The organism is Novosphingobium sp. BL-S-34 (assembly GCF_056857015.1).
Map to the genome: position 1 here is coordinate 1,548,843 of NZ_CM166473.1, position 24,497 is coordinate 1,573,339.

At 63.3% G+C, this 24,497-nt stretch carries 24 protein-coding genes; 7 read left to right on the forward strand and 17 right to left on the reverse strand.

The genetic code is table 11. The features are described from left to right. Window positions 1-48: 48 nt before the first annotated feature. The 3 genes from tnpB to AC1VV3_RS20695 form a co-directional block, all read right to left on the reverse strand. Window positions 49-396 (reverse strand): IS66 family insertion sequence element accessory protein TnpB, encoded by a 348-nt coding sequence (gene tnpB, locus AC1VV3_RS20685; protein ID WP_281198758.1) that lies wholly within the window; start codon window positions 394-396, stop codon window positions 49-51. After that, window positions 393-767, reverse strand: coding sequence for an IS66-like element accessory protein TnpA (gene tnpA / locus AC1VV3_RS20690; protein ID WP_431568173.1), 375 nt, complete (start codon window positions 765-767; stop codon window positions 393-395). The genes tnpB and tnpA overlap by 4 nt, the downstream gene beginning before the upstream one ends. A 416-nt stretch (window positions 768-1,183) precedes the next feature. Next, window positions 1,184-2,104, reverse strand: coding sequence for a HEPN domain-containing protein (locus tag AC1VV3_RS20695; RefSeq protein ID WP_431568174.1), 921 nt, complete (start codon window positions 2,102-2,104; stop codon window positions 1,184-1,186). Window positions 2,105-2,439: 335 nt separating this feature from the next. Between AC1VV3_RS20695 and AC1VV3_RS20700 the strand changes: the two genes are divergently transcribed. Together AC1VV3_RS20700 and AC1VV3_RS20705 are read left to right on the forward strand one after the other, a co-directional pair. Next, window positions 2,440-2,646: a type 2 periplasmic-binding domain-containing protein gene (locus AC1VV3_RS20700; protein WP_431568175.1), complete on the forward strand. Its 207-nt coding sequence runs from the start codon at window positions 2,440-2,442 to the stop codon at window positions 2,644-2,646. Continuing rightward, window positions 2,592-2,954, forward strand: coding sequence for a LysR substrate-binding domain-containing protein (locus AC1VV3_RS20705; RefSeq protein WP_431568224.1), 363 nt, complete (start codon window positions 2,592-2,594; stop codon window positions 2,952-2,954). Before AC1VV3_RS20700 ends, AC1VV3_RS20705 begins: the two co-directional genes overlap by 55 nt. Window positions 2,955-2,978: 24 nt before the next feature. Here the strand turns inward: AC1VV3_RS20705 and AC1VV3_RS20710 are convergent, their stop codons facing one another. The 5 genes from AC1VV3_RS20710 to AC1VV3_RS20730 form a co-directional block, all read right to left on the reverse strand. Further along, the gene (locus tag AC1VV3_RS20710; RefSeq protein ID WP_431568176.1) at window positions 2,979-3,713 is read right to left on the reverse strand and encodes an SDR family NAD(P)-dependent oxidoreductase; all 735 of its coding nucleotides are present in this window, start codon (window positions 3,711-3,713) and stop codon (window positions 2,979-2,981) included. A 34-nt stretch (window positions 3,714-3,747) separates the two neighbouring features. Next, a complete protein-coding gene (locus AC1VV3_RS20715; RefSeq protein ID WP_431568177.1) occupies window positions 3,748-4,719 on the reverse strand; it encodes a quinone oxidoreductase family protein in 972 nt (323 codons plus the stop codon). A gap of 62 nt (window positions 4,720-4,781) precedes the next feature. Then, window positions 4,782-5,384 carry a TetR/AcrR family transcriptional regulator gene (locus tag AC1VV3_RS20720; protein WP_431568178.1) on the reverse strand — a complete coding sequence of 201 codons (603 nt, stop codon included), beginning with the start codon at window positions 5,382-5,384 and terminating at the stop codon, window positions 4,782-4,784. 108 nt (window positions 5,385-5,492) lie between these two features. Beyond that, the gene (locus AC1VV3_RS20725; RefSeq protein WP_482962352.1) at window positions 5,493-6,620 is read right to left on the reverse strand and encodes a glycoside hydrolase family 43 protein; all 1,128 of its coding nucleotides are present in this window, start codon (window positions 6,618-6,620) and stop codon (window positions 5,493-5,495) included. Between the two features lie 35 nt (window positions 6,621-6,655). Then, on the reverse strand, window positions 6,656-8,038 hold the full coding sequence (locus AC1VV3_RS20730) for an alpha-N-arabinofuranosidase (RefSeq protein ID WP_431568180.1): 1,383 nt from the start codon (window positions 8,036-8,038) through the stop codon (window positions 6,656-6,658). 529 nt (window positions 8,039-8,567) lie between these two features. On the opposite strand from AC1VV3_RS20730, the gene AC1VV3_RS20735 reads away from it, so the two are divergent. Next, window positions 8,568-9,785 (forward strand): amidohydrolase family protein, encoded by a 1,218-nt coding sequence (locus AC1VV3_RS20735; RefSeq protein ID WP_431568181.1) that lies wholly within the window; start codon window positions 8,568-8,570, stop codon window positions 9,783-9,785. A 153-nt stretch (window positions 9,786-9,938) separates the two neighbouring features. On the opposite strand, the gene AC1VV3_RS20740 is transcribed toward AC1VV3_RS20735, so the two are convergent. The 3 genes from AC1VV3_RS20740 to AC1VV3_RS20750 all read right to left on the reverse strand — a co-directional run bounded on the left by AC1VV3_RS20740 (window position 9,939) and on the right by AC1VV3_RS20750 (window position 12,778). Beyond that, complete coding sequence (locus AC1VV3_RS20740; RefSeq protein WP_431568182.1) at window positions 9,939-11,237, reverse strand: polysaccharide pyruvyl transferase family protein; 1,299 nt, start codon at window positions 11,235-11,237, stop codon at window positions 9,939-9,941. Beyond that, window positions 11,234-12,136, reverse strand: a complete 903-nt coding sequence (locus tag AC1VV3_RS20745) for a sulfotransferase family protein (RefSeq protein ID WP_431568183.1) — start codon at window positions 12,134-12,136, stop codon at window positions 11,234-11,236. Before AC1VV3_RS20745 ends, AC1VV3_RS20740 begins: the two co-directional genes overlap by 4 nt. Window positions 12,137-12,253: 117 nt before the next feature. Beyond that, on the reverse strand, window positions 12,254-12,778 hold the full coding sequence (locus AC1VV3_RS20750) for a hypothetical protein (protein WP_431568184.1): 525 nt from the start codon (window positions 12,776-12,778) through the stop codon (window positions 12,254-12,256). A gap of 45 nt (window positions 12,779-12,823) precedes the next feature. Here AC1VV3_RS20750 and AC1VV3_RS20755 point away from each other — a divergent pair, with 45 nt between their 5' ends. Both AC1VV3_RS20755 and AC1VV3_RS20760 read left to right on the forward strand, forming a co-directional pair. Further along, window positions 12,824-13,126 carry a UBP-type zinc finger domain-containing protein gene (locus tag AC1VV3_RS20755; RefSeq protein ID WP_134093543.1) on the forward strand — a complete coding sequence of 101 codons (303 nt, stop codon included), beginning with the start codon at window positions 12,824-12,826 and terminating at the stop codon, window positions 13,124-13,126. A 73-nt stretch (window positions 13,127-13,199) separates the two neighbouring features. Next, window positions 13,200-13,772: a PRC-barrel domain containing protein gene (locus AC1VV3_RS20760; RefSeq protein ID WP_431568185.1), complete on the forward strand. Its 573-nt coding sequence runs from the start codon at window positions 13,200-13,202 to the stop codon at window positions 13,770-13,772. Window positions 13,773-13,800: 28 nt separating this feature from the next. Here AC1VV3_RS20760 and AC1VV3_RS20765 read toward each other — a convergent pair whose 3' ends face one another. The 6 genes from AC1VV3_RS20765 to AC1VV3_RS20790 all read right to left on the reverse strand — a co-directional run bounded on the left by AC1VV3_RS20765 (window position 13,801) and on the right by AC1VV3_RS20790 (window position 22,550). Further along, window positions 13,801-14,094 carry a hypothetical protein gene (locus tag AC1VV3_RS20765; protein ID WP_132267265.1) on the reverse strand — a complete coding sequence of 98 codons (294 nt, stop codon included), beginning with the start codon at window positions 14,092-14,094 and terminating at the stop codon, window positions 13,801-13,803. 143 nt (window positions 14,095-14,237) lie between these two features. Beyond that, window positions 14,238-15,755, reverse strand: a complete 1,518-nt coding sequence (locus AC1VV3_RS20770) for a tannase/feruloyl esterase family alpha/beta hydrolase (protein ID WP_482962353.1) — start codon at window positions 15,753-15,755, stop codon at window positions 14,238-14,240. Between the two features lies 1 nt (window position 15,756). Then, window positions 15,757-17,460, reverse strand: a complete 1,704-nt coding sequence (locus tag AC1VV3_RS20775; RefSeq protein ID WP_431568187.1) for a CocE/NonD family hydrolase — start codon at window positions 17,458-17,460, stop codon at window positions 15,757-15,759. Between the two features lie 99 nt (window positions 17,461-17,559). Next, the gene (locus tag AC1VV3_RS20780) at window positions 17,560-19,116 is read right to left on the reverse strand and encodes an alpha/beta hydrolase domain-containing protein (protein WP_482962354.1); all 1,557 of its coding nucleotides are present in this window, start codon (window positions 19,114-19,116) and stop codon (window positions 17,560-17,562) included. Beyond that, entirely contained in the window at window positions 19,116-21,824 is a 2,709-nt protein-coding gene (locus AC1VV3_RS20785) for a TonB-dependent receptor domain-containing protein (protein ID WP_431568189.1), read from the reverse strand. The genes AC1VV3_RS20780 and AC1VV3_RS20785 overlap by 1 nt, the downstream gene beginning before the upstream one ends. Before the next feature lie 228 nt (window positions 21,825-22,052). Beyond that, window positions 22,053-22,550 carry a MarR family winged helix-turn-helix transcriptional regulator gene (locus AC1VV3_RS20790; RefSeq protein WP_132267272.1) on the reverse strand — a complete coding sequence of 166 codons (498 nt, stop codon included), beginning with the start codon at window positions 22,548-22,550 and terminating at the stop codon, window positions 22,053-22,055. Between the two features lie 130 nt (window positions 22,551-22,680). Between AC1VV3_RS20790 and AC1VV3_RS20795 the strand changes: the two genes are divergently transcribed. Further along, window positions 22,681-23,193, forward strand: a complete 513-nt coding sequence (locus AC1VV3_RS20795) for a TRAP transporter small permease (RefSeq protein WP_431568190.1) — start codon at window positions 22,681-22,683, stop codon at window positions 23,191-23,193. Then, window positions 23,190-24,494 carry a TRAP transporter large permease gene (locus tag AC1VV3_RS20800; RefSeq protein ID WP_431568191.1) on the forward strand — a complete coding sequence of 435 codons (1,305 nt, stop codon included), beginning with the start codon at window positions 23,190-23,192 and terminating at the stop codon, window positions 24,492-24,494. Before AC1VV3_RS20795 ends, AC1VV3_RS20800 begins: the two co-directional genes overlap by 4 nt. Window positions 24,495-24,497 lie beyond the last annotated feature (3 nt).

The following is a 24,497-nucleotide window of genomic DNA, read 5'->3' on the forward strand; positions in this document are numbered from 1 at the left end:
GCCAGCGGCAGGAATATCCATGAAAACAGCCAGATTCAGGAAGAAAAATCAGCCCACATGGGTAGGCGGTGCGCCCCAATTTGGGCGCCTCCAGTCGATGCCTTCCCAGAGCATCGCGAGCTGCGCCGAGGTCAGCCGCGCAGTCCCGTCCGCCGCAGAGGGCCAAGGAAAACGGCCACGCTGCAAGACCTTGTAGTACAGGCAAAATCCCTGCCCATCCCAGTACAGGAGCTTCACCCTGTCGCCGCGACGTCCTCGAAAAGCGAACACCGCGCCGCTTGTCGGTTTTTGTCGCAGCACCGTCTGGGCCAGCTGACCAAGGCCAGAGATGCCTTTGCGCATATCAGTGACGCCGCAGGCCAGATAAACCCGCACGCCAGTTCCCGGCCCGATCACGCCGCCTCCACGCAGCGGATGAGCCGGGTCAGGGCGATGGCCTCGATGTCGCTTCCAAACCGCAAAGTCCGGCCTTTCGTCAGGCGCAGCTCAACCATGGACGTCGCGCCTGGACCAGGGTTGTAGGCAACTTCAGGGGCTCGAACGGCAGGCAAGTCCAGGGGGAGAAAGACAGGCTCGGGGGCGGCTCCCAAGAGCCCGCGCTTCTTCAAATCATACCGCCAAGTATAAATCTGTTGTCGGGTTACATCGTGGCGCTGCGCCACCTCTGTCAGTGTCGCGCCATTCACGCCAACGGCACTGATGATCTCCAGCCGCTGCTGATCCGTCCACCGGCGCCGACGTTCCTGACCCAGTATCTCCGCCCTCATTGCAATCCCCGATCAAGAGACGTCGTTAGCGACGTCGCTATGACCGTCTCTTAAGAGATTATCGCGCCATCAGGCAGGCGGTCCCAATCGGACGGTTACGATCCTTCTGATGATTGCTCAAGTCAAGAACTGCTCCTAATTAAAGAAGGAGGTGCGTACTGAGGTTATCGTCACAACGCATGCTTGAGGCAAACCTTTCCCGTTGAAAGTCCAGCCCCCAGCACTTTGAGCACATGGATAATCCGCAACCCGATAACAACGCTTTTGCTCTTGCAGCTCTTTTCTCTTCTGCAGACGCTACATCAAAGTGAGGACCTTTCGAGAAGTCTAACTAGGGCCGCGCGATCAATAAGGAATGGGAAGACCGTTGAAAATGACAGAACGGTAATCGCTGGATTGCAATTAATGCCACCCATTTAATGGCTGGTGGCTTCCTGCAACTTCGCGAGGCGCATCTTGCAAACTCGATCGACGATATCTCGCAAATAACCGACCTTCACTAACACTGATTCGAGATCTTCAATGCTGATATCGTAATTATCCGAGTAACGGGCTTCGACATACGCACGCTTTATCAGCTCAAATTGGCGCCGATCAATTTTCGTCGCTCTCGGCCAAGCATTAATAAGCTCTGGCTCGTGGCCTTCAGCGATGGAACGAAGAAACTTGATGTTGTGTGACCGTGGAAAATACAGCGTACAGGTTAGAAGAAGGCATGCATAACAAGTTTCGACAGCCTGATGGAGATTGAACGCCGATTTACGCCTCCAATCCACGCTTGACGCAATTTTTGACATCGAGAAATCTGCCAAATCGAGCCAGTTTCCAATAGAATCCGACTGCTGACGGTAATATCTATCCGCCATCTCCAAAGCATCGGACGGCTTTAGAGCTTTTGGCATAGTAAATGAGGAGCCGTGTAGTTCGTACAGCGCTATTCCTTCGCGAACTATATCAACCCAAAAATACTGCCCACGAGAAAGTGCTTGGTTTGCCTCCTGAAGAGTGTGGACTATTATATTAACCTGGCGACCAATCATAGGATCTCGAAGGATCTTATCTTCTGCAACGTACCAAAATTCCGCGATATCAGTAAGTTTCTCGTGACTGACGATTATCAAAATATCGAAATCTGATTGGTAGCCATTTTCCGGTTCATCAACCCAATCATTCCGAGCGTAGCTTCCGAACAGAATGATTTTAAGAATTCGTCCATTCCTTTTCCAAGGCTGCGTAGCCCGGGAAGTTGCAATCTCGAATTCGGAGATCAGAGTGGCTTTAGCCTTCTCTAATTCTCCCTGCTGCTCAGCCGGCAAATGATCGATATCTTTACGCATTGTCGCAGATTCTCACCCGAAAACGGCGCTTTGGCAACCCATGAATAACGTCGGCCTAAAAGTTGTAGGCAAGGCTGGGGTGCGAGAAGTTCCGCAACGGGCGCGCGGGAGGAGATGTCGATGCGGGCGGTGCGGACATCTTAGCACGCGTCGCTCAACAACATCGGCAGTCTCGGCATTTCGGACCGCAGACCGACCAGTAGCACGGTCTCGCCTACGTCTGACCCGCCGGGCAACGGCATAGCCAATAGATCTAGATCCGACAACGACGACGACTTCGCTCGAGCCCCGTGTTTCGATGCCGGCATACGGCTTGGCGAACAGGTCGCCAAGACATGATCGCGGCACGCATTGGCCCTGAGCTCCGCATGGCCGTGGCCGGTGCGCCGTCTTACTTCCGATCGCACGTCAGACCGCGGACGCCCAATGACCTGACCGACCACGCCGGCATCAACATCCGCATGCAGACCAAAGGCGGGCTTACACACTGGAATTCGGCCGCGATGGCCGTGATCTCCATGCCCGCGTCGAAGGCCCGCTGATCCTCAACGACGTGCCCATGATCTTAGTAGCAGCGGTCGAGGGTATCGGACTCGCTTGCATCATGGACTACCAGGCAGAGGCGTTGCTGAAGGCAGGTAAGCTCGTGCGAATTCGAGAGGACTGGTGCCCGCCCTTTTTCGGCTATCATCTTTATTATCCGTACCGTGGCCAGTTGCCCCCCGCATCTCGATCCTCGTCGAGGCGCTTCGCTTTCAAAGATGAGGCGAGCGGAATCTCGGATCGCAAAGTGCGCTCTGGCTTCGACCAGCATACGCCCTGTACTAGCCGCCGGGTAAACGGCCGCTAATACAGGAAACAGCGGAGAACCGGCCTATAGAGTGAATCCGCCATCGATGGTGAGGCTCGCCCCCGTGATATATCCCGCTTCCTCGCGGGCCAGATAGGACACCAAACCGGCGATTTCCTCAGGCTTTGCCACGCGCTTCAACGGGCTCATCTGGGAGAGCATGTCGATGGAACCCGTGTTGATGTCGGTGTCGGTCGGACCCGGCTGGATGTTGTTGACGGTGATCCTGCGCGGCGCCAGGTCCAGGGCGACGCCCTTGACCATGGCCGCGACCGCGCCTTTCGTCATCTGATAGACGCTCGATCCGGCAAATCCGGTGCGGATCGCGACATTGCTGCCGATCGTGACGATACGTCCGCCATCGACGATGTGCGGCACCGCCGCCTGTATCGACAGATAGACGCCGCGGACGTTCACTGCCAGCATGCCATCCAGTTCATCGAGCGCGACCGCCCCGATCCTGTTCATGCGGAACAAGCCGGCGTTGACGAGGACGAGGTCGATCTTTTCGAAGCGATCCACGAAGCGGGCAACGGCTGCGGTGATCGCGGCAGGGTCTTGGCTATCGGCCCGAATTGCCAGGGCCTCTCCGCCTTGCTCGGCGATGGTTTCGGCCAGTGCGCCGGCCTGTTCTTCGCTGTTGACGTAAGTAAAGCCAACGGAATAGCCGTCCTGCGCCAGTCGTTTGACGGCGGCAGCGCCGATGCCGCGTGATCCGCCGAAGACGAGCGCAGTCCTGGTCGCGGGTTCGATATTCATGGCAAGTCCTTCTTGAGAATGATGGTGGAGAAAATCAGGGGATCAGCAGCAGCTTGCCGATGGTCGCGCGGCTTTCCATGTCGCGGTGCGCCTGACCCGCATCGGCCAACGGGTAGACGCCGCCGAACCGCACCTTGAGATCGCCTTTCAGGACCCAATCGAACAGGCGCGCGGCGTGCTGCCGAAACCGTTCGGGGCTATGGATATGATCGGAGAAGACTGCGTAGCCGAGCTTGATGCTGCGGGGCAGGGCAAGGAGATCGATCGGGCCAGGGCCGCCCAGAACGGGGCCGTACCAGCAGAAGGTCCCGCTTCGCCGGAGAGAATCGATCGATCCCTGAAATGTCGTCGGCCCGGAGCCGTCATAAACCACATGCACGCCTTCGCCGCCGGTCAGCGCCAGCACTTGCGAGGCAAAATCCCCCTTGGCATCGACGATGACATGGTCAGCGCCCGCTTCCCTGGCGGCGGCCACTTTGTCCGCGCTCGACACGCGGCCGATAACGGTTCCTCCCCGCAGTTTCACGATCTGGGTCAGCAGCAGCCCCAGTCCCCCCGCCGCCGCATGAACAAGGGCGATCTCGCCTGCCTGGACAGGGTGGAAATCCGTGGCGAAATGGCTGGCCGTAAGGCCCTGCATCATGATCGCGGCTGCGGTTCTGTCATCCAGCCCATCGGGGATGGCCACGAGCGATTCTGCCGGCAGCATGATCTTCCCGGCATAGCTGCCTGGGGCGTAGACCCAGGCGACACGCTGGCCGACAGCCATGGCAACACCCGCGCCCACCGCGACGATGCGACCTGCACCTTCCACACCCAGGATCTTGGGATTGGGCATTTCCGCCCAGGCCATGCCCTGGCGAACGCCGATGTCCATGAAATTGACGCCGGCAGCGGTAATCTCGACGAGAACCTCGCCAGCTCCGGGTGTGGCAGGCGGCTCGGGAACGTCAACCAGGTCGAGCACGTCCGCCCCGCCCACTCCGGTCATCACGATGGCTTTCATTTTCCGTATCCTTTTATTGAATGATCGTTCCATAATTAGGCAAATAAAAAGACGTCCGGCGCCTATTGCAAAGCGCGTAGGGCCAGATCGCCAAGAGCACGCAAGTCCTCGTCTCCCGCACCGGCCCGCGCGGCAATCCGCAAACCGGAAAAGCTCATCACGATGAACGAAGCGATCGTATCGGCAGACACATCCCGGGCAACATCCCCCTCGGCCTGCGCGCGCGCTATCGTATCGGTCAGGATGGCCCGCATGGCAGAGTCGGCAGCGTCGCGGATGGCGACCAGTTCCGGCCGGCTACGGCCGAATTCGCAGATCGAGCCGACGCCGAGGCAGGCATCCCGGGCATTGTCGACCACCCGGTCGACCATCGTCTGGATACCGTCGATGGCGCGTGGCTTGCTTTGCAGCATGGCGATATGCTCGCCGGTTTCATCGGCGGCATAGCGGCGCAGCGCCATCTGGTAGAGCTGCCATTTATCGCCAAAGGTGTTGTAAAGACTCTGCCGCCCAATGCCCATGGCATCGACCAGCATCCCGGCCGACGTGCCCTCGAAGCCATGTTCGCGGAATACCGCCATGGCTGCGCTCAGCGCTTTGTCCTGATCGAATTCCCTTGGTCTCGCCATGATGTGCCAGATAGGCGTTATGGAACGATCAGTCAAGTATTGATGAATGGATGCCAGCTTAGGGCAAAAAATCGGACCCTGAATAAGCTGCCGACTTGACTAGACCCTGGGAAAGATGCCGCGTGCCGACCTCGCTTCTATCCATCACCCCCCTGCGAAATGCCGCTCGAGACGCGCGGCTTCGCCGGGCGTGATCGGCATTACCGCGCCGTGCTTCGGACCGGCGAAGTTGGTGGCCTTCATCGGCGAGCCGGGGTCGTTGAACCGGCCGAGGTTGCGGAAATGCTTGAAGTCGCTCGTTTCGGAGAAGCCCATGTTGTTCGGCCTGGCTCCAAACACGTCGTACATCAGCACATAGGTGTTCGTTCCAGCCCGGCGCCAGAGATTGGGTGCCTCGGTTCCCACGGTCTCGGGATCGACGGGTTTGGGATCGAAACGATAGCCGCCGTCGATCCTGTCGGAGACGGCCTGGCGAAGATGGCCGGGCTTCTCGTGAGCGACATAGAACAGGCGATACTTTTTTCCGACGCGGGTGATGTCTCCATCGATCGAGCCGACATTCGCCTTCGGGTACGTGAACAGCGGACGCGGTGGCTGGGTAAGCGTCGTGAACGCGTCGTCGGCATAGGAATAGACTATGTGCTCCGTCCCGGCTCCGTCGCGCGTGGTGTAATAGACCATCAGCTTGCGGGTCTTGGGATCGTAGAGCGTCTCCGGCGCCCAGGCCGCGCCGAGGCGAGAAGTTTCGGGAAAGAGATTGTCGACCGGGACGATGGCATGAGTCCAGTGGATCAGATCGCGGGACTTCATGAATATCAGCGAGCGGTTGTTGCCCCAGCCATGTGTTTCCTTCGGCCGTTCCCATTCCGTTTCCCGCAGTCCCTCCCGCTGCGCGTAGATGTGAAGATCGGTCATGCTGAGGTAGAAGGCGCCATCGGGGCCGCGCATGATATGGGGATCGCGAATGCCCTTCTGTTCGGCGATGTCGCGGCCCTCCAGCACCGGCTTGCCGCCGTTGACGTCCGTGAAGGAATAGCCGTCGCGCGAGACCGCGATGTGCAGCGAATGGGTCTCGTCCTTGAAGTAGACCAACAGATAAGCGGTAAGCGCGGAAGCCGAAGGAACCGGCGAGGCTTTTTGATTGGTAAGGCTCTGCACGATCTCAAGCTGCTTTTCCGGCACGCCGCCGCCGGGCTGCGCCATGCCAAACGTGGCGGAAGCGCCGAGGGCAGCAAGCCCGATCGCCGCCAGACAGGCAAACTTCACCTTCATTTTCCTGACTCCCCTCGATGGCCCCTCGGCGCATCTCATTCCACTTCCAGCACCGTCACCGACTTGGCCGGCAGTTCGAGGTCTACGCCGCCGCCGGCGAGGCGGGCCGGCAGCGGACGCGGGACGAACGGGTCCGCCTTGTCGAACGTGATGCGGGTATCGATCCGGTCGGCGGTGAGCACCCGGGCGTTCGCGCGGTGCCAGCGGCAGCCATCCAGGCGGATCGTCAGCCGGTTGGCGCGCGCCGGATCGAGATTGGCGATCGTCACATGCAGCTTGCCGCTCGCATCGCGCGATGCCGAAACGTCGATGGAGGGCAAGCGAACGTCGCCCTGCACGTAATCCGGCGTCCGCACCGTGGCGGGCAAGGCCTGCGCCCCCTGATGGACCTGGTACATCTCGAAGACGTGGTACGTCGGGGTGACCACCATCTTCGAGCCTTGCGTCAGCACCAGCGACTGGATGACGTTCACCATCTGCGCCAGGTTCGCCATTCTCACCCGGTCGGCATGGCGGTTGAAGATATTGAGGCTCTTCGCTGCGATCAGCGCATCACGCAGGGTGCTTTCCAGATAGAGCTGCGAAGGGGCGTTCTTCTCGCTCTGGAACCAGGCACCCCATTCGTCCACCGCGAGCGCGACGCGCTTTTCGGGATCGTAGCGATCCATGACCTCCGAATGGCGGCGGATCAGGTCGTCGGTAAGGTCGGCACGCGCCAGAGCCGCCGCCCAGCCGGCTTCATCGAAGCCCACGTTCCGTCCCTTGGCATGCCAGTCGTTGCCGGCGAATGTGTAGAAGTGCAGCGACAGGCCCCAGAGCAGCGGCCGGTCCGTCGTCAGCGACAAGGGGGTCGGCTGCGGGCGCCACTTCATCGCCTGCGCCATCACGCGGTCCGTCCACACATAATCGTCGGTATCTGCGCCCACGGCGATGAGCTTCGCCCGCTCGCCGGAGTATGTGCGCAGGAAAGCGGCATAATGCCGGAAGGCCGCGGCATAAGTGTCCGCGGTCATATTGCCGCCGCAACCCCAGCTCTCATTGCCGACGCCGATGAAAGGCACTTCCCAGGGTGCTGCATGACCGTTCGCCGCCCGCTCCTGCCCCGGCGCACTGTCCTGCGGGGCGGTCATGTAGCGAAGCCAGTCGTCGGCCTCCCGAACGCTGCCGCTGCCGAGGTTCACCGAAACGAACGGCCTGGCGCCGATCTGGTCCAGGAAATCCATGAACTCATGCGTGCCGAAGGCATTGGTTTCCGGAGACTTGCCCCAGGCGGCATTGATCCCCCGCGGCCGCTTGTCGGCGGGACCGATGCCATCCCGCCAATGATAGCCGTCCGCAAAACAGCCGCCCGGCCAGCGGATGTTCGGAACCTTGATGCGGCGCAAGGCGCTGACTACGTCCGAGCGAATGCCACGCACATTCGGGATGGTGGAACCTGTGCCTACCCAGATCCCCTCGTACACGCCTCGCCCGAGATGCTCGACAAATTGGCCGTAGATGTTGGGATCGATCGTTGGACCGCCGCTGCCTACCGAAATAGACACCTCCGAGCGCAACGTCTTCGCCGCCTTCTCCGAGTCCTGAGCCTTTCCGCTCGCAGAAACGCAAAGACTGCCTGCAGCGAGAACCATCGTGACCCGTCCCGGCCACCGTCTGAATGTTCGAAACATCCTCTCCTCCCAATTGTCGGAGTATTAATGCCATAAACTGGCTGAGGTCAATTGCTAAGCGGAACACCAGTCCACATAGAGGGCCGGCGAAGATCGAGATGCCAGAGCTTGCATCTGCAAGCGCCTTCATCCGTTCAGCCTGGCCCTTCGGGAAGCGTCCGGAAGGCCGCGTCTCGGCGCACTCATCGGCCCGGGATGAATGCCAACTTGCGCTCTGCCGCGCATTGCGCTTTCGTTGTCTCCTGGCCGCGGTGCGACGGCCGACGGGGGGGCGAGAATGAAAAGTGTGGCAATGGTGGCGGCATTTCTGGCCGCATGGTGCGTGACCGGGCCTGCTCTGGCAGAGGATTTCGCCGTAGTGGGCGCCCGGATCTATGCCGATCCCCAAGCAAAAGCTCTCGAAAATGGCGTCGTGATCGTCCGCGACGGCCGGATCGCCGCCGTCGGCTCCCGCGCGCAAGTATCGGTGCCCCAGGGGATGAAGACCATCCCGGGTGCAGGACGCACGCTCGTCGCGGGTTTCTGGAACAGCCACGTCCATCTGATGACGCATGACTTGCTTCACCCGGACGCGGCCGACCCTGCGAAGCTGGAAGGGCAACTGCGTGACATGTTCACGCGCTGGGGCTTCACGACGGTGTTCGATCTCACCTCCAGCACCGCCAGTGCGACCACGCTACGGCGCATGATCCAAGAAGGACAGTTTGCCGGGCCGCAAATACTCACGGTAGGTGATCCCTTCTTCCCGAAGAACGGCACGCCGGTCTACGCGCGTCCGGTCTATGAGGCTGAGCATATTGCGGTGCCCGAGATACGCTCGACGCCAGAGGCCGTAGCGCGGCTCGATCGGCAGGCGCAGGCGGGTGTGGACGGCGTAAAACTGTTCACCGGCGCCATTCTGGGCGCCGAGGACGTCATGGTCATGCCGGCAGACCAGATCCGCGCGCTGACGGCCGCAGCGCATCGCCATCGCCTGCCGGTCTTCGCGCATCCCACCAATCGCGAGGGCATGAACGCGGCGGTGGAGAACGGCGTCGACGTGCTCGCCCACGCCACGCCGATCGCGGGTCCCTGGGATGCGGCGCAAGTGCGCAAGTTGGTCTCGGCCCATGTCGCGCTGGTGCCGACGATGATGCTGTTCGAAGTCTATCCGGCAGACAGCACGCCGGTCGCCACTGTCGTCCAGCAGGTCCGCGCACTCAGCGAGGGCGGCGGCGAGGTCCTGTTCGGCACCGACGCCGGCTTCATGGACGTGTTCGACCCAAGCGCGGAGTATCGCCTGATGGCGCAGGCGATGGACTGGCGCCATGTGCTGGCGGCACTCACCACCACCCCGGCGCGGCGCTTCGGTCAATCCCATGTGCGGGGCCGGATCGGGCGGGGATTGGCAGCCGACATGGTCTTGCTCGATGGCGACCCTGCACTGGACACGGCGGCCTTCGCAAAAGTCGCCGTGACGATCCGCGCGGGGGAAATCCTTTCCTCGATAGAGTGAGAGTGTGCACATCTTCCGCCTGCCGGGAAGACGCGGCCGTTTCCGGCACAAGTCGCTGCTTGCGGCCAGCGCTATCGCGAGAAACCTGCCCCGCCGGAGACTACGAAAGGGACGGCAGGCAACTTTACTTCGGCTGAAAGGCCCTTGAACCGCTCACACAGTCATCGCGGTAGCTTTCCCGTTTCCGCGTAAGGATGGGATCTGGCGATGGGTCGTGACCGTTGCCGATATGCCTTGTTCCTCCAGGGCACTTATGGCCTGTTGGACTACGGACGTGGCTTGAACGCCTACCAGACACTCCCTTATACGTCTCGCCTCTTCCACGTAATTTGAGCCCATTTTGTCCACGCCATCCAGAATTTCCGCGGCAGTGGTGCTTCTTATGTCGAAGACATAGTCCTGCTGCTGGAAGAGTGCCGCAAGGTCAGTATATTTGCTGGCCCACCCGAGTACGACTGCAGGGACACCGCTTCTGTAAGCGAATACCACCGAATGATAGCGCGACGCGACGACATATTTGAATCGCGCGAGGATGTCGATCAGCTCCGGGCTTGAGAACTCTCCGGAAATTACCTGAATCTTCTGGCTATTTCTCACTTTGCCAAGGACTTGCTTGACCAGATCCGTGTCAGCGGTGGACGTGTTCAGAATGTAGACATTTTCGCCATTTTCGAGCAATCTCTGGAGCATTTTCGCATAGAGATCGATTACCGCGGAAGCGTCACCGATCCTGAATACGTTCTTGTTTATAATGAAGCCAATGGAGTTTGGCGCTGGGTAATATTCCTTTACGTCTCTGTGCCTGGTGGAGATTTGGCTGGCGCTGGGAAAAATCTTTTCCCTTATCACCATGTCTGCCGACAATTCGACATTCTGCAGGCCAAGAGAAGTCAGGCATTCATACCCCTCGCACTCGCGCGCATATATCTTCAAGGGGTACGTCAGTTCTTTCTTTACCTCGTCGATGAAGTCGGAATCCTCTTTCTCACCCCAGTCGAATGGACCGAAGCTCTGCGGCATGAGGATGATCTTCTTGTTGAAGCGGCGAGCGATCCTGATTGTGTCCAACAACATTCGCCCGCTTTGCTTGGGCCACCCGGAGCCCAGCGTGTATCCACTCGCATCGAAGATAGCGTCCGCTCTTTGCAGGGCCTTCTTCATGTCCGTGATCTTGTTGCGCCACTTGTCGCTTTTCCTAAGGTACCCGACGATGCCGGTCGCTATCGGCACCAGGAACGGCACCTTGTACAAACCGTATCTCAAAGCAGGGCGCGTGAAATCGTCGTATGGCAGTAGCGGGAAGGTATACTGTTCCGGATCGTCGTATTTGCTCGCGAAACCGATTACTTCGCACTCGCCGTAGATCGATTTCAAGGAATAGCTCAGGGAGAGAAACATGGCCTGCGCGCCTTTGTTTCTCATCTGGATCCCGGTAATGATGAACGTCTTCATATTACCGACCCTGCCCCTTGATGATTGATCCGTCTCAGCGTGTCGGTACCAGTCATGTCCTTCTTCGAACGTCCCACCGGTCCGTACCAATGACTGAGCGATTGGCCACTCATCTGCTCTAATACCTCGATCGAGGGACCATAATAATCGTTAAGACGCTTTCGCAACTCATCGGTTAGCGGCGGGTACTGGATTTCTTGCGCGATAAGATTGCGAACGGCCCGGAATGCGGTGGTGCCTCGCAAGGGACGGGCGATCGGTTTCATCCAGGCAAGACGCTTGCGCAATCCAGCGGGCACGACCGGCACCGTCTTGTCCTTCACTTTATCCTGTCCGCCCGGTGCCAGAGGCCGCGGCGGCAAGCCCAGATGCGCCCGGATCCGCGACATCTGCGTTTCCGGGTCGCCTGCCACACCCTCGAAGAAGAGGGTAAGAAGAGCCTCACGCCCATAAAGCTCGATATAGGACTGCAAATGCGAGGCAAAGTTGCCGGCAACCAGGAACCGCAAATTCTCGCCCAGCGAGGGATCGAGGTAGTTTCCTATATCCCCCCCCACCTCGCCGCGCCTGAACAGCATGCAGTAGTCGGAATAGGCCCGCTCGACCGGGTTGCGTAGCTGTACAATCAGTTTCACATGCGGCAGGTGGCGGTGGAGGCGGGCCGCTGCTTCGGGCACATAGAGGTAGGAGTTGGACTTCTCGCCGACGATCTTGCCGGCCCCCTCCTCGCTGAACTGCGACAGATACCAATCTTCTCCCCGGCCGTATTCCCTGGAAAAATAATGCAACTCCGGATCGGGCATGTAAACGGCCGGATCCGACTGCAGCTGTGTCTGAAGCCAGGTGGTTGCCGATTTCGCCGCGCCGATAATGATGAAGTCAATTTTGTCGAACTGCATAGTATACTGGCGCCTCCAGTTAATGCGCTGGTACGGGGAGCGGTGCACCTCGATGATACCGCGCAAATGCGGTCGGGCTTGCGTAAGCTGGCTCCGGCAAGCACTGTCTTCGGGGTTTCAATCGTCCATGTCGCGCTCGGCGTTGGAACGGCTCCTTCCGACGCGCACAGCATAATGGCAGCGACCACGATTGTCCTGCCGGGCACACCAAACGCATTTACCGAAGATCGCTGAATCGCGGCGCACAACAACTCCCAAATTGCGTTTGGAAAACATAGGTGAAGCGCAGTCGAAACAAGAAGTGTTCTTTTGGCTTAGACCCAATGCGTCCGTTAAGGTTGTTCCGCAAGCAGGGCCACCGGCATGAAAGATGATCCTGCCAGTCGGCCCGGCTGAAAGGCGGTTCTGGACGCCATCGATGGCGAATGCACGATCGGCGGGATCGTCGAGATCGCGGGAGGCGAGGCAAAGGATCGTGCCCGAGCCTTCTTCGAGGCCCTGTGGTCCTAAGACCAGATCACGGTCGACGCCACCGCCGCGCGGAGCTAGCGACGGCGCCAAAGCGCGCTTGCCGGGCGCGGGGATCGACGCCATTACGGTAGCCGATGTTCGGAGCGGCTTCACCAGGCGGTCCCCGGCCATAGCCCATATCCACGCGAAGATTGCTGAACTCGACGGAGACAGATCATGACATCGTGCCCCCATAGCAGCACCATCAATCAGGTCACGCCAAGCGCGCGCGGCTGCGAGGAATGCCTCAAGATCGGGAGCCCCTGGCTGCACTTGCGCATCTGCCGCAGCTGTGGCCACGTCGGCTGCTGCGACCAGTCCCCGCACCGCCACGCCACCGCGCACTTCCACGCGGCACACCATCCTATCATCGAGGGATACGACCCGCCCGAAGGCTGGGGCTGGTGCTACGTCGACGAGGAAATGATCGACCTGCCCGACCAGACGCCGCAGCTGGGGCCGATTCCGCGCTACTACTAGGGCGTGAACGCAGGTACCAAGGCGGCCAGGGGCGTTGAGCAGTCTCCCGGTCGTTGCATGATGGCGCCCATCCTTGGAAGAAGCCGCTGGTTGGATCGCCCCCGCCGCAACGATGATCGCGGCCATGATGACCGCGTCCAACCTCGGCGCCCGCGTGACGGGATGGGGCTTTGTCGTGTTTACCCTCGGCTCCATCGCCTGGTCGGTGATCGGGCTCTCGTCCGGCCAGACCAACCTGCTTGCCACCAATGGCTTCCTGACGCTGGTGAGCCTGATTGGCGTCTGGCGCTGGCTCGGCAAGCAGCGCGCCTATGAGGACGGCGACAAGTCCGCCACCGAGGAGAGCCGGCGCTCTGCCTCTCCCACGCTGTCCACCGCCAGCGGGATCGCCGGAATGCCCGTGACCGCCAGAGACGGAACATCCATCGGCAAAGCCGTCGAGGCGCTGATCGCTTGCGAGGACGCGGCGCTGAGCTATGTCGTGATCGCGTCGAGCGGTGTCGGCGGGATTGGCGAGGAACTGCGCGCCGTCGCCCGGGCCGACCTCACCTTTGCAGGCGACAGTCTGAAACTGCGGCGCGAAGCGGCCTGGTTCCAGGCCTTGCCGCCGCTGGCCGATGGCGACTGGCCACCCGCGCCGGAATAGAAACCGCTGCCAGAGCGCCCTGCCAAAACTATCGGGGAACGATGGCAGGCCCAGCGCCGGGCGAGGGGTCCTGCGTGATCCACACCGGGTTAGAATAGCACCACCGATCGGCATCGGGGTCTTCGCCCTCTGCGTCGAGGGCCGGTTCGCCCTCTCCGGTATTGGTGCCGCGAAGCCGGATGTAATAGGGCGTCGAGGCTGGCGGCAGCGGGAAATCGACGACGACCTCGCCCCTGTTCACCTGCTTTTCCGACAGCACATGGCGCTTCGGCACATGGCTGTCCGGGGCACCGGCCCGCACGGAGCCCAGGATCACATCCACGTGATCCCATCGTTTATGAACGGGTGTTCGTCGCGGTTCGAAAGTCCGCCTCTCAGGACGCGGAATATGTCGTGTGCATGGCAATTGGGCCGGAAAGGCAGGAAAGATCGGGTGCGGCCGCCCCGTTCAACGGCCCCGGGCGATTACTGCCGCCCCGCGCACCGGAAGCTGGCGGCGCGCTTCGGGTCTCCGCTGCCAAGGTAACGGGCGGCTTCGGGATAAGGGCAGAGCGGGCGCTCGGCCGCGACTTTGCCGTTTTCGCGCTTGATCGACAGGATCGCGCCGGGGGCCGTGCCCGTGTCGAGCCAGCGTTCCAGCGCGGAGAGCATGTCATGCTCGGGCGCCCGGTCCAGGCCCTCGCCGCCGGTGGCGCCGAACAGGTCGGGGCCGGTGCCGCCCACGCAGTGGTCCATGCCCGGCACCATGTAGAGCCGCAGGAAATCCGACACCGCGCCCATCCGCGCCGTCACCGCGTGGAAATAGCCGGTGGTCGACTGCGCCAGCACCAGCGGATCGGCCCAGCCCTGGTACATCAGCAGCTTGCCGCCCCGCGCGCGAAAGGCGGTGAGGTCGGGATTGTCGGCATGGAGGTTCATCACCCGGTCGATGGCGGGCAGATCGTCGGCAATGCGGAAGGTGGCGGCATCCCAGGCCCGGTCGCGATGAACCCCGTCTCCGAACAGCGACACCGCCAGATAGGGAGGCCCCGGCGTGAACGGCTCGGGCAGCGGCGTGGCGCTGACGGGAACGCCGGGCAGGATGCCGGAATCGATGCGCTGGCCGTTCTCGTCGTGAAGCGGACCATAGATCCGCCGGGCGAATGCGATCTGCGCGGCGCTGAGGCACGCGCCGGAGCCGGGGCGGCAGAGCAGTTCGCCCAGGTCGAAACGGCAGGCAGCCGGGTTCGAGACGAGACCGTCCCTGACGCCGTCGTCGCCGTCGCACCGGGCGGCGCCCCTGCGGGCCACGAGCGTCCAGTCGGCCGCGGACATCAGCCCGGCATGGCGGCGGTGCTCGATCATCTCCCACATGCGCCGCGCGCTCATGGCCGGGGTGTTGACGCCGGGTGCGCCGGCCAGGATGCCGTCGTAGTCGCCGGGATAGCGCTGCGCCTCGGTCATGGCCTGGCGGCCCCCGCCCGAACAGCCGGAGAAGATCGCGCGGCGCACCGGCTTTTCGTAGAAGCCGGCGATCGCCGCCTTGGCCTTCACGGCCAGCAGGTGATTGGCGCGCTCCGCATAGTTCGCCGCGCGCTGCGGATCGCCCAGCAGCCAGTGCGGGTCGCTTGCCTTGTGGCCGGTGTCAGTGCTGGCGGCGGCATAGCCGCGCGACACGCCGCGTGCCAGTTCCCGGTAGTTGAAGCTGCCCGCCTGCCCGCCGACGCCGCCGGTCAGGAGATGGCCGTTCCACGCCCGCTTCACCGGCAGCCACAGCTCGAAGCCGATCTCCTTCTCGATCACGCCTTCGATCCGGCAGAACCCGGCCTGCACTTTCGGCGCGCGGGCATCGGGAGAGGCAAAGCCGCTCCCCGCCGCGACCGGGGTGGCCCGCGTGATCCGCAAGTCCGGCACCGCGATCCGGGCCGCACCGTCGCAGGCCCCACCCGCCTCCACCGGCCCCGCGCCGAGCGACAAGGCCGCGAGCAGCGCCAGCAAGGTCATCTCAGCCTCCCTTTGCGGGGATCACGGGAAGGGCGACCGAGGAGGCATGGGCCCGGTCGAAATAGACGGTGATGCGCGGCGGGGTGGCAATGTCGCGCGCGCGCTCGCGGTGGTCCGAACCGGTGACGGTGATCTGCATGCGGTGGCCCTTCCGGAACACCCAGGAGGTGGGCATCATGTCGAAGTGCAGGCGAACGGCCTCGCCCGGCTTCAGCGGCTGGGCGTCTGCCTTGTAGGCGCGGTGCCAGGGCACGCCGGCCGGCATCTTCCAGGGCGACGGCGCCTCCTTGCGCAGCGAGGCCTTCAGCCGCCCTTCGGTAACGACATGCACCGCACCGTCCGGTCCCACGTCTTCCAGGTAGGCGAAGACATTGGCGTCGGGCTGGTCGGCCGAGATCCAGAGGTCGGCGATGGCATTGCCGGTCACCTCGGTGTCCGCCGGAAGCACGGCGCCCGCCATGCTCACCCCGTTGCCCGCGACATGGCAGGGCTGCACTTGCGATCCGGAACCGGCATCGGGGCACTTCACGTCGTAGTTGGCAGTGAAAGTCACCGGCTTGCCGCGCCCCGCTGCGGCCGAGAGTTTCGCGCCGTCGAGGAAGAAGGCGCGCATCTGCGTCTGCCTGAGCGGCCAGTCCGTCGTCGCCCGCCACTCGGTGCCGGGGGCGGCGTTGACGGTGAAGTAGTGGATCGGCGCGTCCTTCTCCACGCCGGTGTCGATGCCCTTCAGATAGCGATCGTAGAAGCGGTGCATCTCTTCGAGCAGCGCGAAATCGTCGCTGTTGCAGTGCTTCCACGGGCCGATGACGACGCGCGATCCGGGAATATTGGCATGGGCGATGAAGGCCTGGTCGCGCAGTTCGTCATTCCACCCGCCCTGGATGTACAGCGGCACTCCGCCGAGACGGATCTGGTCGGCATAGCTGGACGCGCTGCCTTCCGCCCAGAACCGGCTGGCGACCAGAGACGACCAGCTGTCGCGATAGGGAAGCTGCTTCCACATGTCGTAGAGCGGCGTGGAAAGCTGGTGCTCCTCGGCGGCCTGACGCAGGATCACCTTGTTCTCGTCCCCATCGACGGGCGAGACCTTCATGTCGTCCTCGATCGTGCGCGTCGGGCCGGTGCCCCACTGCGCGAAGATGCCGCCGCGGCGGAAGGCATCGTACTTGTTCCAGGAGAAGCAGCCCGCGAAGACCGCCTTGAGGGCGGGCGGACGCATGGTCATGACATGCATCGCCGCATCGCCGGTGTTCGAGCAGCCGTAGACCCCCACCTTGCCGTCCGACCAGGGCTGCGACGCCAGCCACTGCGTCATGTCGAAGGCGTCCTGCGCCTCGTTGCGATCGTGATAGCCGCGCCGCACGCCGGTGGACTGGCCGTTCCCCCGCCGTGCCACCTGCACCACGACATAGCCGTAGCGGGTGAGTTCCTGGATGCGGCGATAGTCGCTCACCCGCTCGCCCGCCCCGTCGACGGTCTGCTGCGAGATCGACAGCGTGTGGTGCCAGATCACCGGGAAACGGCCGTCGACCGGCTGGCCGTTCCTGGTCGGGCGGTCCACCCGGATCGCCAGCTTCACCCCGTCGCGCATCTCCACATAGCGCGAGGAGGACGCCATGCCGTCATACGTGGCGGCGGGCTGGTAATGGCCGAAGCTGCTCTGCGGGGCCTGGGCATGCGCCGTCCCGGCCGAGAGGGCTGCCATGACGAGAGAGGGGGCGAGAAGAGATGCGGACAGCGGCTTCATCATTTCAGACGTACTCTCGAATGGAAACACACAGGATCAGGCAGGGGAGCAGGCGTTTCACTGCACCGGGAACTGGGCCTCGGCATCGCGGCGGGCCTTGGCCTTGAGCGCGGCGGCATCCTCGGGCAGCAGCCAGCGCTGCTTCACCATGGCGTCGACTTGCGTATCGTAGCGGCGGACGAAAGCCTGCGCCGAGCCGTATCGGGCCTTTAGCGTCGCTGCGTCGAGGTTGGTCCGCACGAAGATCGGGCGACCCTTGGCAGGCGTGCAGGCAGGCAGGTCAGTGCCCTTGTAGGGGCCGTAGGAGGCCAGCGGCACCTTGAACTCCGCCACCGGAAGCCCGCCCACCGGATTGCCCGTGGCATCGCGGCGGATCTTGTCGCCGTCCCACGCCAGCAGCGGCGCGTGCGGCGGCGCAACGCCCTTGTCCGCCCATTGCCGCAAGTTCTCGACCGCCGCGCGCGCCAGTGCGCCATGAGGGACGTCGCTGATCGGCAGGCGGCAGGTGTTGAGCGCGTCCTCCCCCTTCACGCCCGCCAGCGGATAGCCCTTGGCCGCCAGCTGCAGGAAATTCGGGCGCTTCTCGCGCGGTGGATTGCCGTCGATCATGCTGGCGCTGTGGACCACCGCGCCGAGCTGGTAGATCCGGTGCGCCCCCACTTTGGCGTCGCTGTCGGGCGTCTGCGGTCCGGGGCCGGTGCCCACCTCGAACTCGGACATGAATTCGATCACCGGCACGTCGATCGGCTTCAGGCTGCGGCGCGGATCGTCGTTGCGGGTCTGCGCTTCCTCGCTGTTGAGCGGGATATAGCCGCCGCCATTCCAGCGCGAGGATATGCCGATCAGGTAGCCGTCGAACACCGGTTTGCCGTTCGGCAGGCGCGCGCGGTCATGGAAGCCTTCGTTGATGAAGGTCCGCTGGACGCTGCCGGTGAAGGACCAGCCGCCCACCAGCATGCGCCGAACCTTCAACCCGCGCAAAGGGTTCTCCGCGCGGTCGCTCCGCAGCAGGGCGCCGATATCCGCCATGACCTGATAGCGGATGCCGTCCTCCTTCGGCCACTGGATCGCGCCGTAGCGCTGGGGCTCGAACCACTGGAGCACCTGGCTCTGCGCGGTCGGCACCGGTCCCTTGGCCGAAATCACGCGTGAGGGTGCATCGTCGCCCAGCCCCGCCGCCACGTAGATGTCGCGATGCGCCATCATGTAGCCGGACATCGCCACCCAGTGCGACGTGCCGCCCTGGGAGGGGTGGATCGGCTCGAAATGCACGACGCCGCTGAACTTCGCCGGATCCTTCGGGCGCCGCACGATGATGCGGGTGCCATAGGGAATGTCTTTGGCCAGCACCGCGAGCGTGCCCGAAGGATCGCGCCGGTAGGCATCGGCCGTGCCGTGGAGGAAGTATTCCTCCTCGACATAGCCCGCCGCGGCCAGGTCCACGGCCGGTACCGCGCCCGGCACCCAGGCCGTGTTGTAGACCTGGCTGCCCGCCGTGACGGGGATCGGGCCGTCGACCTTGTCGATCCCCGCCCAGGCCGGGACCGAGGCCGTGAGCGCCCCGGCCAGGATCATCATCGGGCCGCACACTGCCCGGCGCATCGGACCCGCCATCAGAACGTCTTGCTCAGCGAGAGGGAGACCATGCGGCCGATGGCACTGGTGGTCTGCGGATCGAAGCCCCCGCCGCCGCCGTTGGAGGTCGGCGCAAGGTCCACGAACGGCGGGTCGCGGTCGAACAGGTTCTGCACGTCCAGCCCGATCTTCACGCCCTCGGTGCCGGGAATGCCGGTGCCCTCCAGATCGTAGGACAAGCGCAGATCCACGGTGGTGTAGGGCTTGATGCGCTCGACCGGGGTGACATACGTGTTGTTGTACCCGTTCTGCCAGGCCACCACCACGCTGCCGTCGAACCCGCCCTTGGACCAGCCGGCGATGCCGCGGGCCCGCCACTTGAGCGGATAGTCGATATTGTTGGCCTGATCGATCACCGGGCTGTCGGGCGTAATGCCGACCTTGTAGGTGAAGAAGTGCGTGCCCCGCAGCGAGAAGCGGAAGTCGCCCGCGCTCTCGGTCGGGATCGGGACCGAAAGCCCGAAGTCGAGACCGCGCGTGATCGTCGTGCCCAGGTTGCTGGGGCGCCCGTCGATGAAGACCCCGGCCGCCTGCGCATTGGCGGCCGTGCCGCCGTTGACGTTGAGACCCGAGGCCACCAGATCCGCGATGCGGGACTGTGCCGCCGCGCCCCGCGTGATGATCGAGCCGAACAGGTTTTCCTGACGCAGCACGTTCAGGTTCGACAGATAGCCGTTGATCTGCCCTTCGTAGACGATGTCGAAATAGTTCAGGCTGAACACGGCGCGCGGCAGGAAGGCCGGCGAATATTCGCCGCCGAACGACCAGGTCCGCGCCGTCTCGGGCTTCAGATCGGTATTGCCGCCCGAAAGCGCCACGCCCTGCACCGTGGTGCCGACGGTGGGGTCGTAGTAGTTCTGGATATAGAGCTGAGTGCCGCCGGCACTCACCAGCTGCGTGAGCAAGGGCGCGCGGAAGGATTCGCCGTAGCTGCCGTGCAGCTTCAGGTCCGCCACCGGTTCCCAGTTGATGCCGATCTTGGGGTTCTTGGTGGTGCCCACGTCGCTGTACTTGTCGATACGGCCGGCCACGTCGAGCTGCAGGCTGTGGAAGCCCGGGATGGCATTGCCCGGTCCGAAGATCGGCACCAGCACTTCGGCATAGGCCGACTTCACGTTGCGCGAGAGGCGGAGGTCAGTGCCGGTCTGGGCTTCCAGCCGCCCGCGCAGCTGCCCCGTGCGCAATTTGAGCTGGTAGTATTCCGCGCCGATGGCCAGCTTCACGTCACCGCCGGGCAGCGTGAACAGGGTGCCGTCCAGCTTCGCCTCCGCCGCCTTCATGCGGCTGATGCCCTGCGTGGTGCTGACGTTGTTCATGATCGCGGCGATCACGTCGGGATCGTTGACCGAAGTGCCGAAGGGATTGAAGGCCATGGCCGGGTTGCTGCTGGCCAGAGCGGCGGCCAGTGCGGCGGAATCCGTCTGGCTGCCCTGGGTGAACACCCTGTCCTTGTTCCAGCCGTAGCTGCCGTAGGCGTCCAGCTGCCAGTCTCCGAACAGGTCCGCGGTGATCCCCGCCGTGCCCTGGATTGTCTTGGAGGTGATGTCCGAGGTCGAATAAGGGCCGTAGTCGTTGACGAAGGAATACTGCACGATCTCGCTGGCAGGGCTGGTTCCGGCAGGGGCCACGAAGAAGGCGTTGCTGCGCGGCACGTTCAGGTTCTGCGCCGCCACTTGTCCCCGCCGCACGGCATCGCGCCGAGAGGCATAGACATCGGCGTAGAAGCGGATCCCGTCCGTGATGTCCTGGTCGAAGTTGATGGTGCCCGCGTTGATCTCCTGCTGCGGCACCAGATCGATGGCCTTCAGGTTGTCGCACTTGTTGCTGGTGCCCGCGACGAGGCCGCCCGGCGTCGCGCCGCCCGCGGGGATCGCGTAGCTGCGGCCGCCGGTCACGATATTGCCCGGCGCGCATTGGGTCACGCGGTAGTCCGCACCCCCGCGCGCGGTCAGGTCGGCGCCGTAGAAGTCGCGGTCCTGGCCGCTCAGGTTGCTGCGATACGTGTGCTGGAAGGTTGCGGTGACCTGGCCGGTCGACCACTTGTGGCCGGCGATCATGCCGATCTGGCTTTCCAGGTAGTGATCCGCGACGCCGTGCTGGACCTCGATCTGCGCGCCTTCGTAGTTCCGGCGCAGGATCAGGTTGGCAACGCCCGCCACCGCGTCAGAACCGTAGACCGCCGAGGCACCGTCCGCGATCACTTCCACCCGCTCGAGCGCAAGGGTCGGGATGGTGGAGGGGTCGATCGTGGCCCCGGTCGTGCCTTGCGGCACCGCGCGGCGGCCGTTGATGAGCGTCAGCGTGGCATAAGGGCCGATGCCGCGCAGATTGATGGAGTTGCCATAGACCACGTTGCCCGCGCCGCCCGCACCGCTGCGGCTGGTATCGGAAACGCCGTAATTGGTGATCTGCGGGGTTTCCTGAAGCACCTTGATCGTGGTGGTCGCCGCCGACTGCTCGATCTCCGCGCGGCCCACGGCAACCAGCGGGGAACCGACCGGCGCGGCGCCGCGAATGCTGGTGCCGGTGACGATGATTTCCTGGATCGTCGGCGCTTCGGCTTCCTCTGCCTGCGGCTGCGGAGCCGCATCCTGGGCCCAGGCCGGCGTCGCCACGAGCGCGAAAACGGCCATGGCCCGACGCGAAACCAGGCGGGAAACGGGGTGACGCAAGGTAATGCGCGACATGTATTGACCTCCCAACCCGGCAGCACCGGGCATTTATCGTTTCGGCGATCTCACCGGCGCGAAGGGAGCAACAGCAGGGTGCCCGACCAGGCACGACACGACCTCTCCACCCGTCGCAGCGGCGTTATCGCCGTCCGCAGGCGCTCCTTGGCGCCATCGACAACACAATGATGGGGCTAGATCGTGGAGATTGTCAACTATCTTTTGAGAGGACGGTATTGTTTTTCTTTATAGCGATATCCCCGGCTCGTCATAAGCCAGATACATACGGTCCAGCAGCTCGCGCAGAAGCGCCAGTTCGGCCTTTGTCAGCTGATGCAGAACGGCATCTTCCGTTTCCGCCAGGATCCCGAACAGTTCGTCCAGATAAGTCTTGCCGGCTTCGGTCACGAACAGCGCATGGCGGCGGCGGTCAGTGGGCGAACGTTCGCGCACGGCCAGTTCGCGCTTCTCCAGCTCGTCCACGATCTGCACCGTGATCGACTTGTCCAGACCCACCGCCTTGGAGAGTTCGTTCTGTGAAATCCCCGGATTCGCCGCCACGATCGAAAGCGAGGAGAACAGGCCCGAACGCATGTTGCGATCCGCCGTCGCCGCGGCGAAATCCCGCGAGAGCTGGTTCTGGATTCGCCGCAGGCGAAAGCCGATGAATTCGTCGAGCCGGCCGAGCTTGATGCCCGAATCCGCTGCTTGCGCCTCTGCCCGCTTGCTGCCGCCGCGCGTCACTGTTCCGTCCCTGCCTTAATCTGGTTTAGTGTAGTTGACAGATAGTTGAATTTCTCTACCATCATGCCGATCGCGTTATTAGACGGTTGAACCGCAGGGCTGTCAATAAGGCGGCCTTCAGGAGAGGAAGATGCAGAACGACCTGGACACAGGCGAGGAATCGCCTCCGGCGCTCGAAAAGCCCGAAGCGGAAAGTGCCGCGACACGCGCGGCCTATCTCGTCGGCGGCACCGGCCTGTTCGTGGCCATGGCCACCGACGCCATTGCCGTACTGGGCCGCCACACCGGATTTACACTGCTGGGCTCGATCGAAGTGGTCCAGACCTGCATCGTCCTCATCGCCTCATCGGCCATGATCTTCGCGACGCTCAAAGGCTCCCATGCCGCCGTCCACATCCTTACCGAGCGCCTGAGCGCCCCCACCGTCCAGCGCCTGGCCCGCGTCGCCTCGGCGCTTTCCGCGGCCCTGTTCCTGGTCCTGGCGGCGGGCTGCCTCTGGCTCGTCGCCGACCTCTGGAACGGTCATGAGAGGACCGAGTTGCTGCACATCCCGATCACCCCGCTGCGCCTCCTTCAGATCGCCGCGCTGGCCTTCGTCGCCCTGCTGTTCCTGAGCAACGCGCTTCGCAGGAGCGCACGATGAGCCCGGAAATGATCGGACTTCTCGGCATTGCCGCGCTTCTGGCCCTGCTGGCGGCCGGCGTGCCCATCGGCGTGGGCCTTGCAGGCGTGGGCCTGCTCGGCCTGGCCGTGCTGATCTCGCCCGAGGCGGCCGTGATCAAGGGCGGCGTCGTCGCTTTCGAAACCGTGATGAAGTATGAACTGGGCGTCCTGCCGCTGTTCCTGCTCATGGCGCACTTGTGCTTCGCGGCGGGCGCCAGCCGGGACTTCTTCGACGTCGCCGCGCGCTTCGTCGGGCACCGCAAGGGCGGATTGGCGCTCGCCTCCATCGCCGGATGCGCAGGCTTCGGCGCGATCAGCGGCTCCAGCCTCGCCACCGTCGCCACCGTGGGCGCGGCCGCCCTGCCGGAAATGCGCCGCGCCAAGTACCAGCCCGGCTTCGCCGCCGGTGCGCTGGCCGCGGGCGGCACGCTGGGATCGCTGGTTCCCCCTTCGGGCGCGTTGATCGTCTTCGGCATCATCGCCGAACAGTCGATCGGCAAGCTCTTCGCCGCCTCGATCATTCCCGGCCTGACCCAGGCGCTGTTCTACATGATAACGATCAGCGTCCTGTGCCACCTCAACCCCTTGCTCGGCCCCAGGTCCGAGCGCGTGGGCTGGCGCGACCGCCTGATCGGCATCGGCCGCATCGTCGACGTCATCGCGCTGGTGGTGTTCGTGATCGGCGGGCTGATGATCGGCTGGTTCACCCCCACCGAGGCGGCTTCCGTGGGCGTGGTCGCGGCGCTTGGCCTCTGCGCCTTGCGCGGCGCCTTCAACCGCCAGGCCATCGGCAGCGCCGTGGCATCCACCCTGCGCACCTCGGGCATGATCTACGTCGTCATCATCGGCGCCATTCTGTTCGCGACCTTCATCAGCACCACCGGCATCGCCGACGTCATGTCCGCCTGGGTGCGCGACATGCACGCCAGCCCGGTTCTCGCGATCATCGCCATGGCCCTGCTGCTGCTGCTGCTCGGCTCGTTCCTGGACGGTCTGGCGCTGATGCTGCTGACCACCCCGATCTTCCTGCCGATCGCGCAGGAACTGGGCTACAGCGCGATCTGGTTCGGCATCTTCCTGACGCGCACGATGGAGATCGGCTTCGTCCATCCTCCGCTCGGCCTCAACGTCTACGTCATCCAGGGCATCGCCAAGGACATCCCGCTTTCCGCGATCTTCAGAGGCATCCTGCCGTTCCTGCTCGCGGACTTCCTCCATCTCGCCCTCATCATCGCGGTGCCCGCGCTGACCCTGTGGCTGCCCAGCGTGACGGGAGGCTGATCC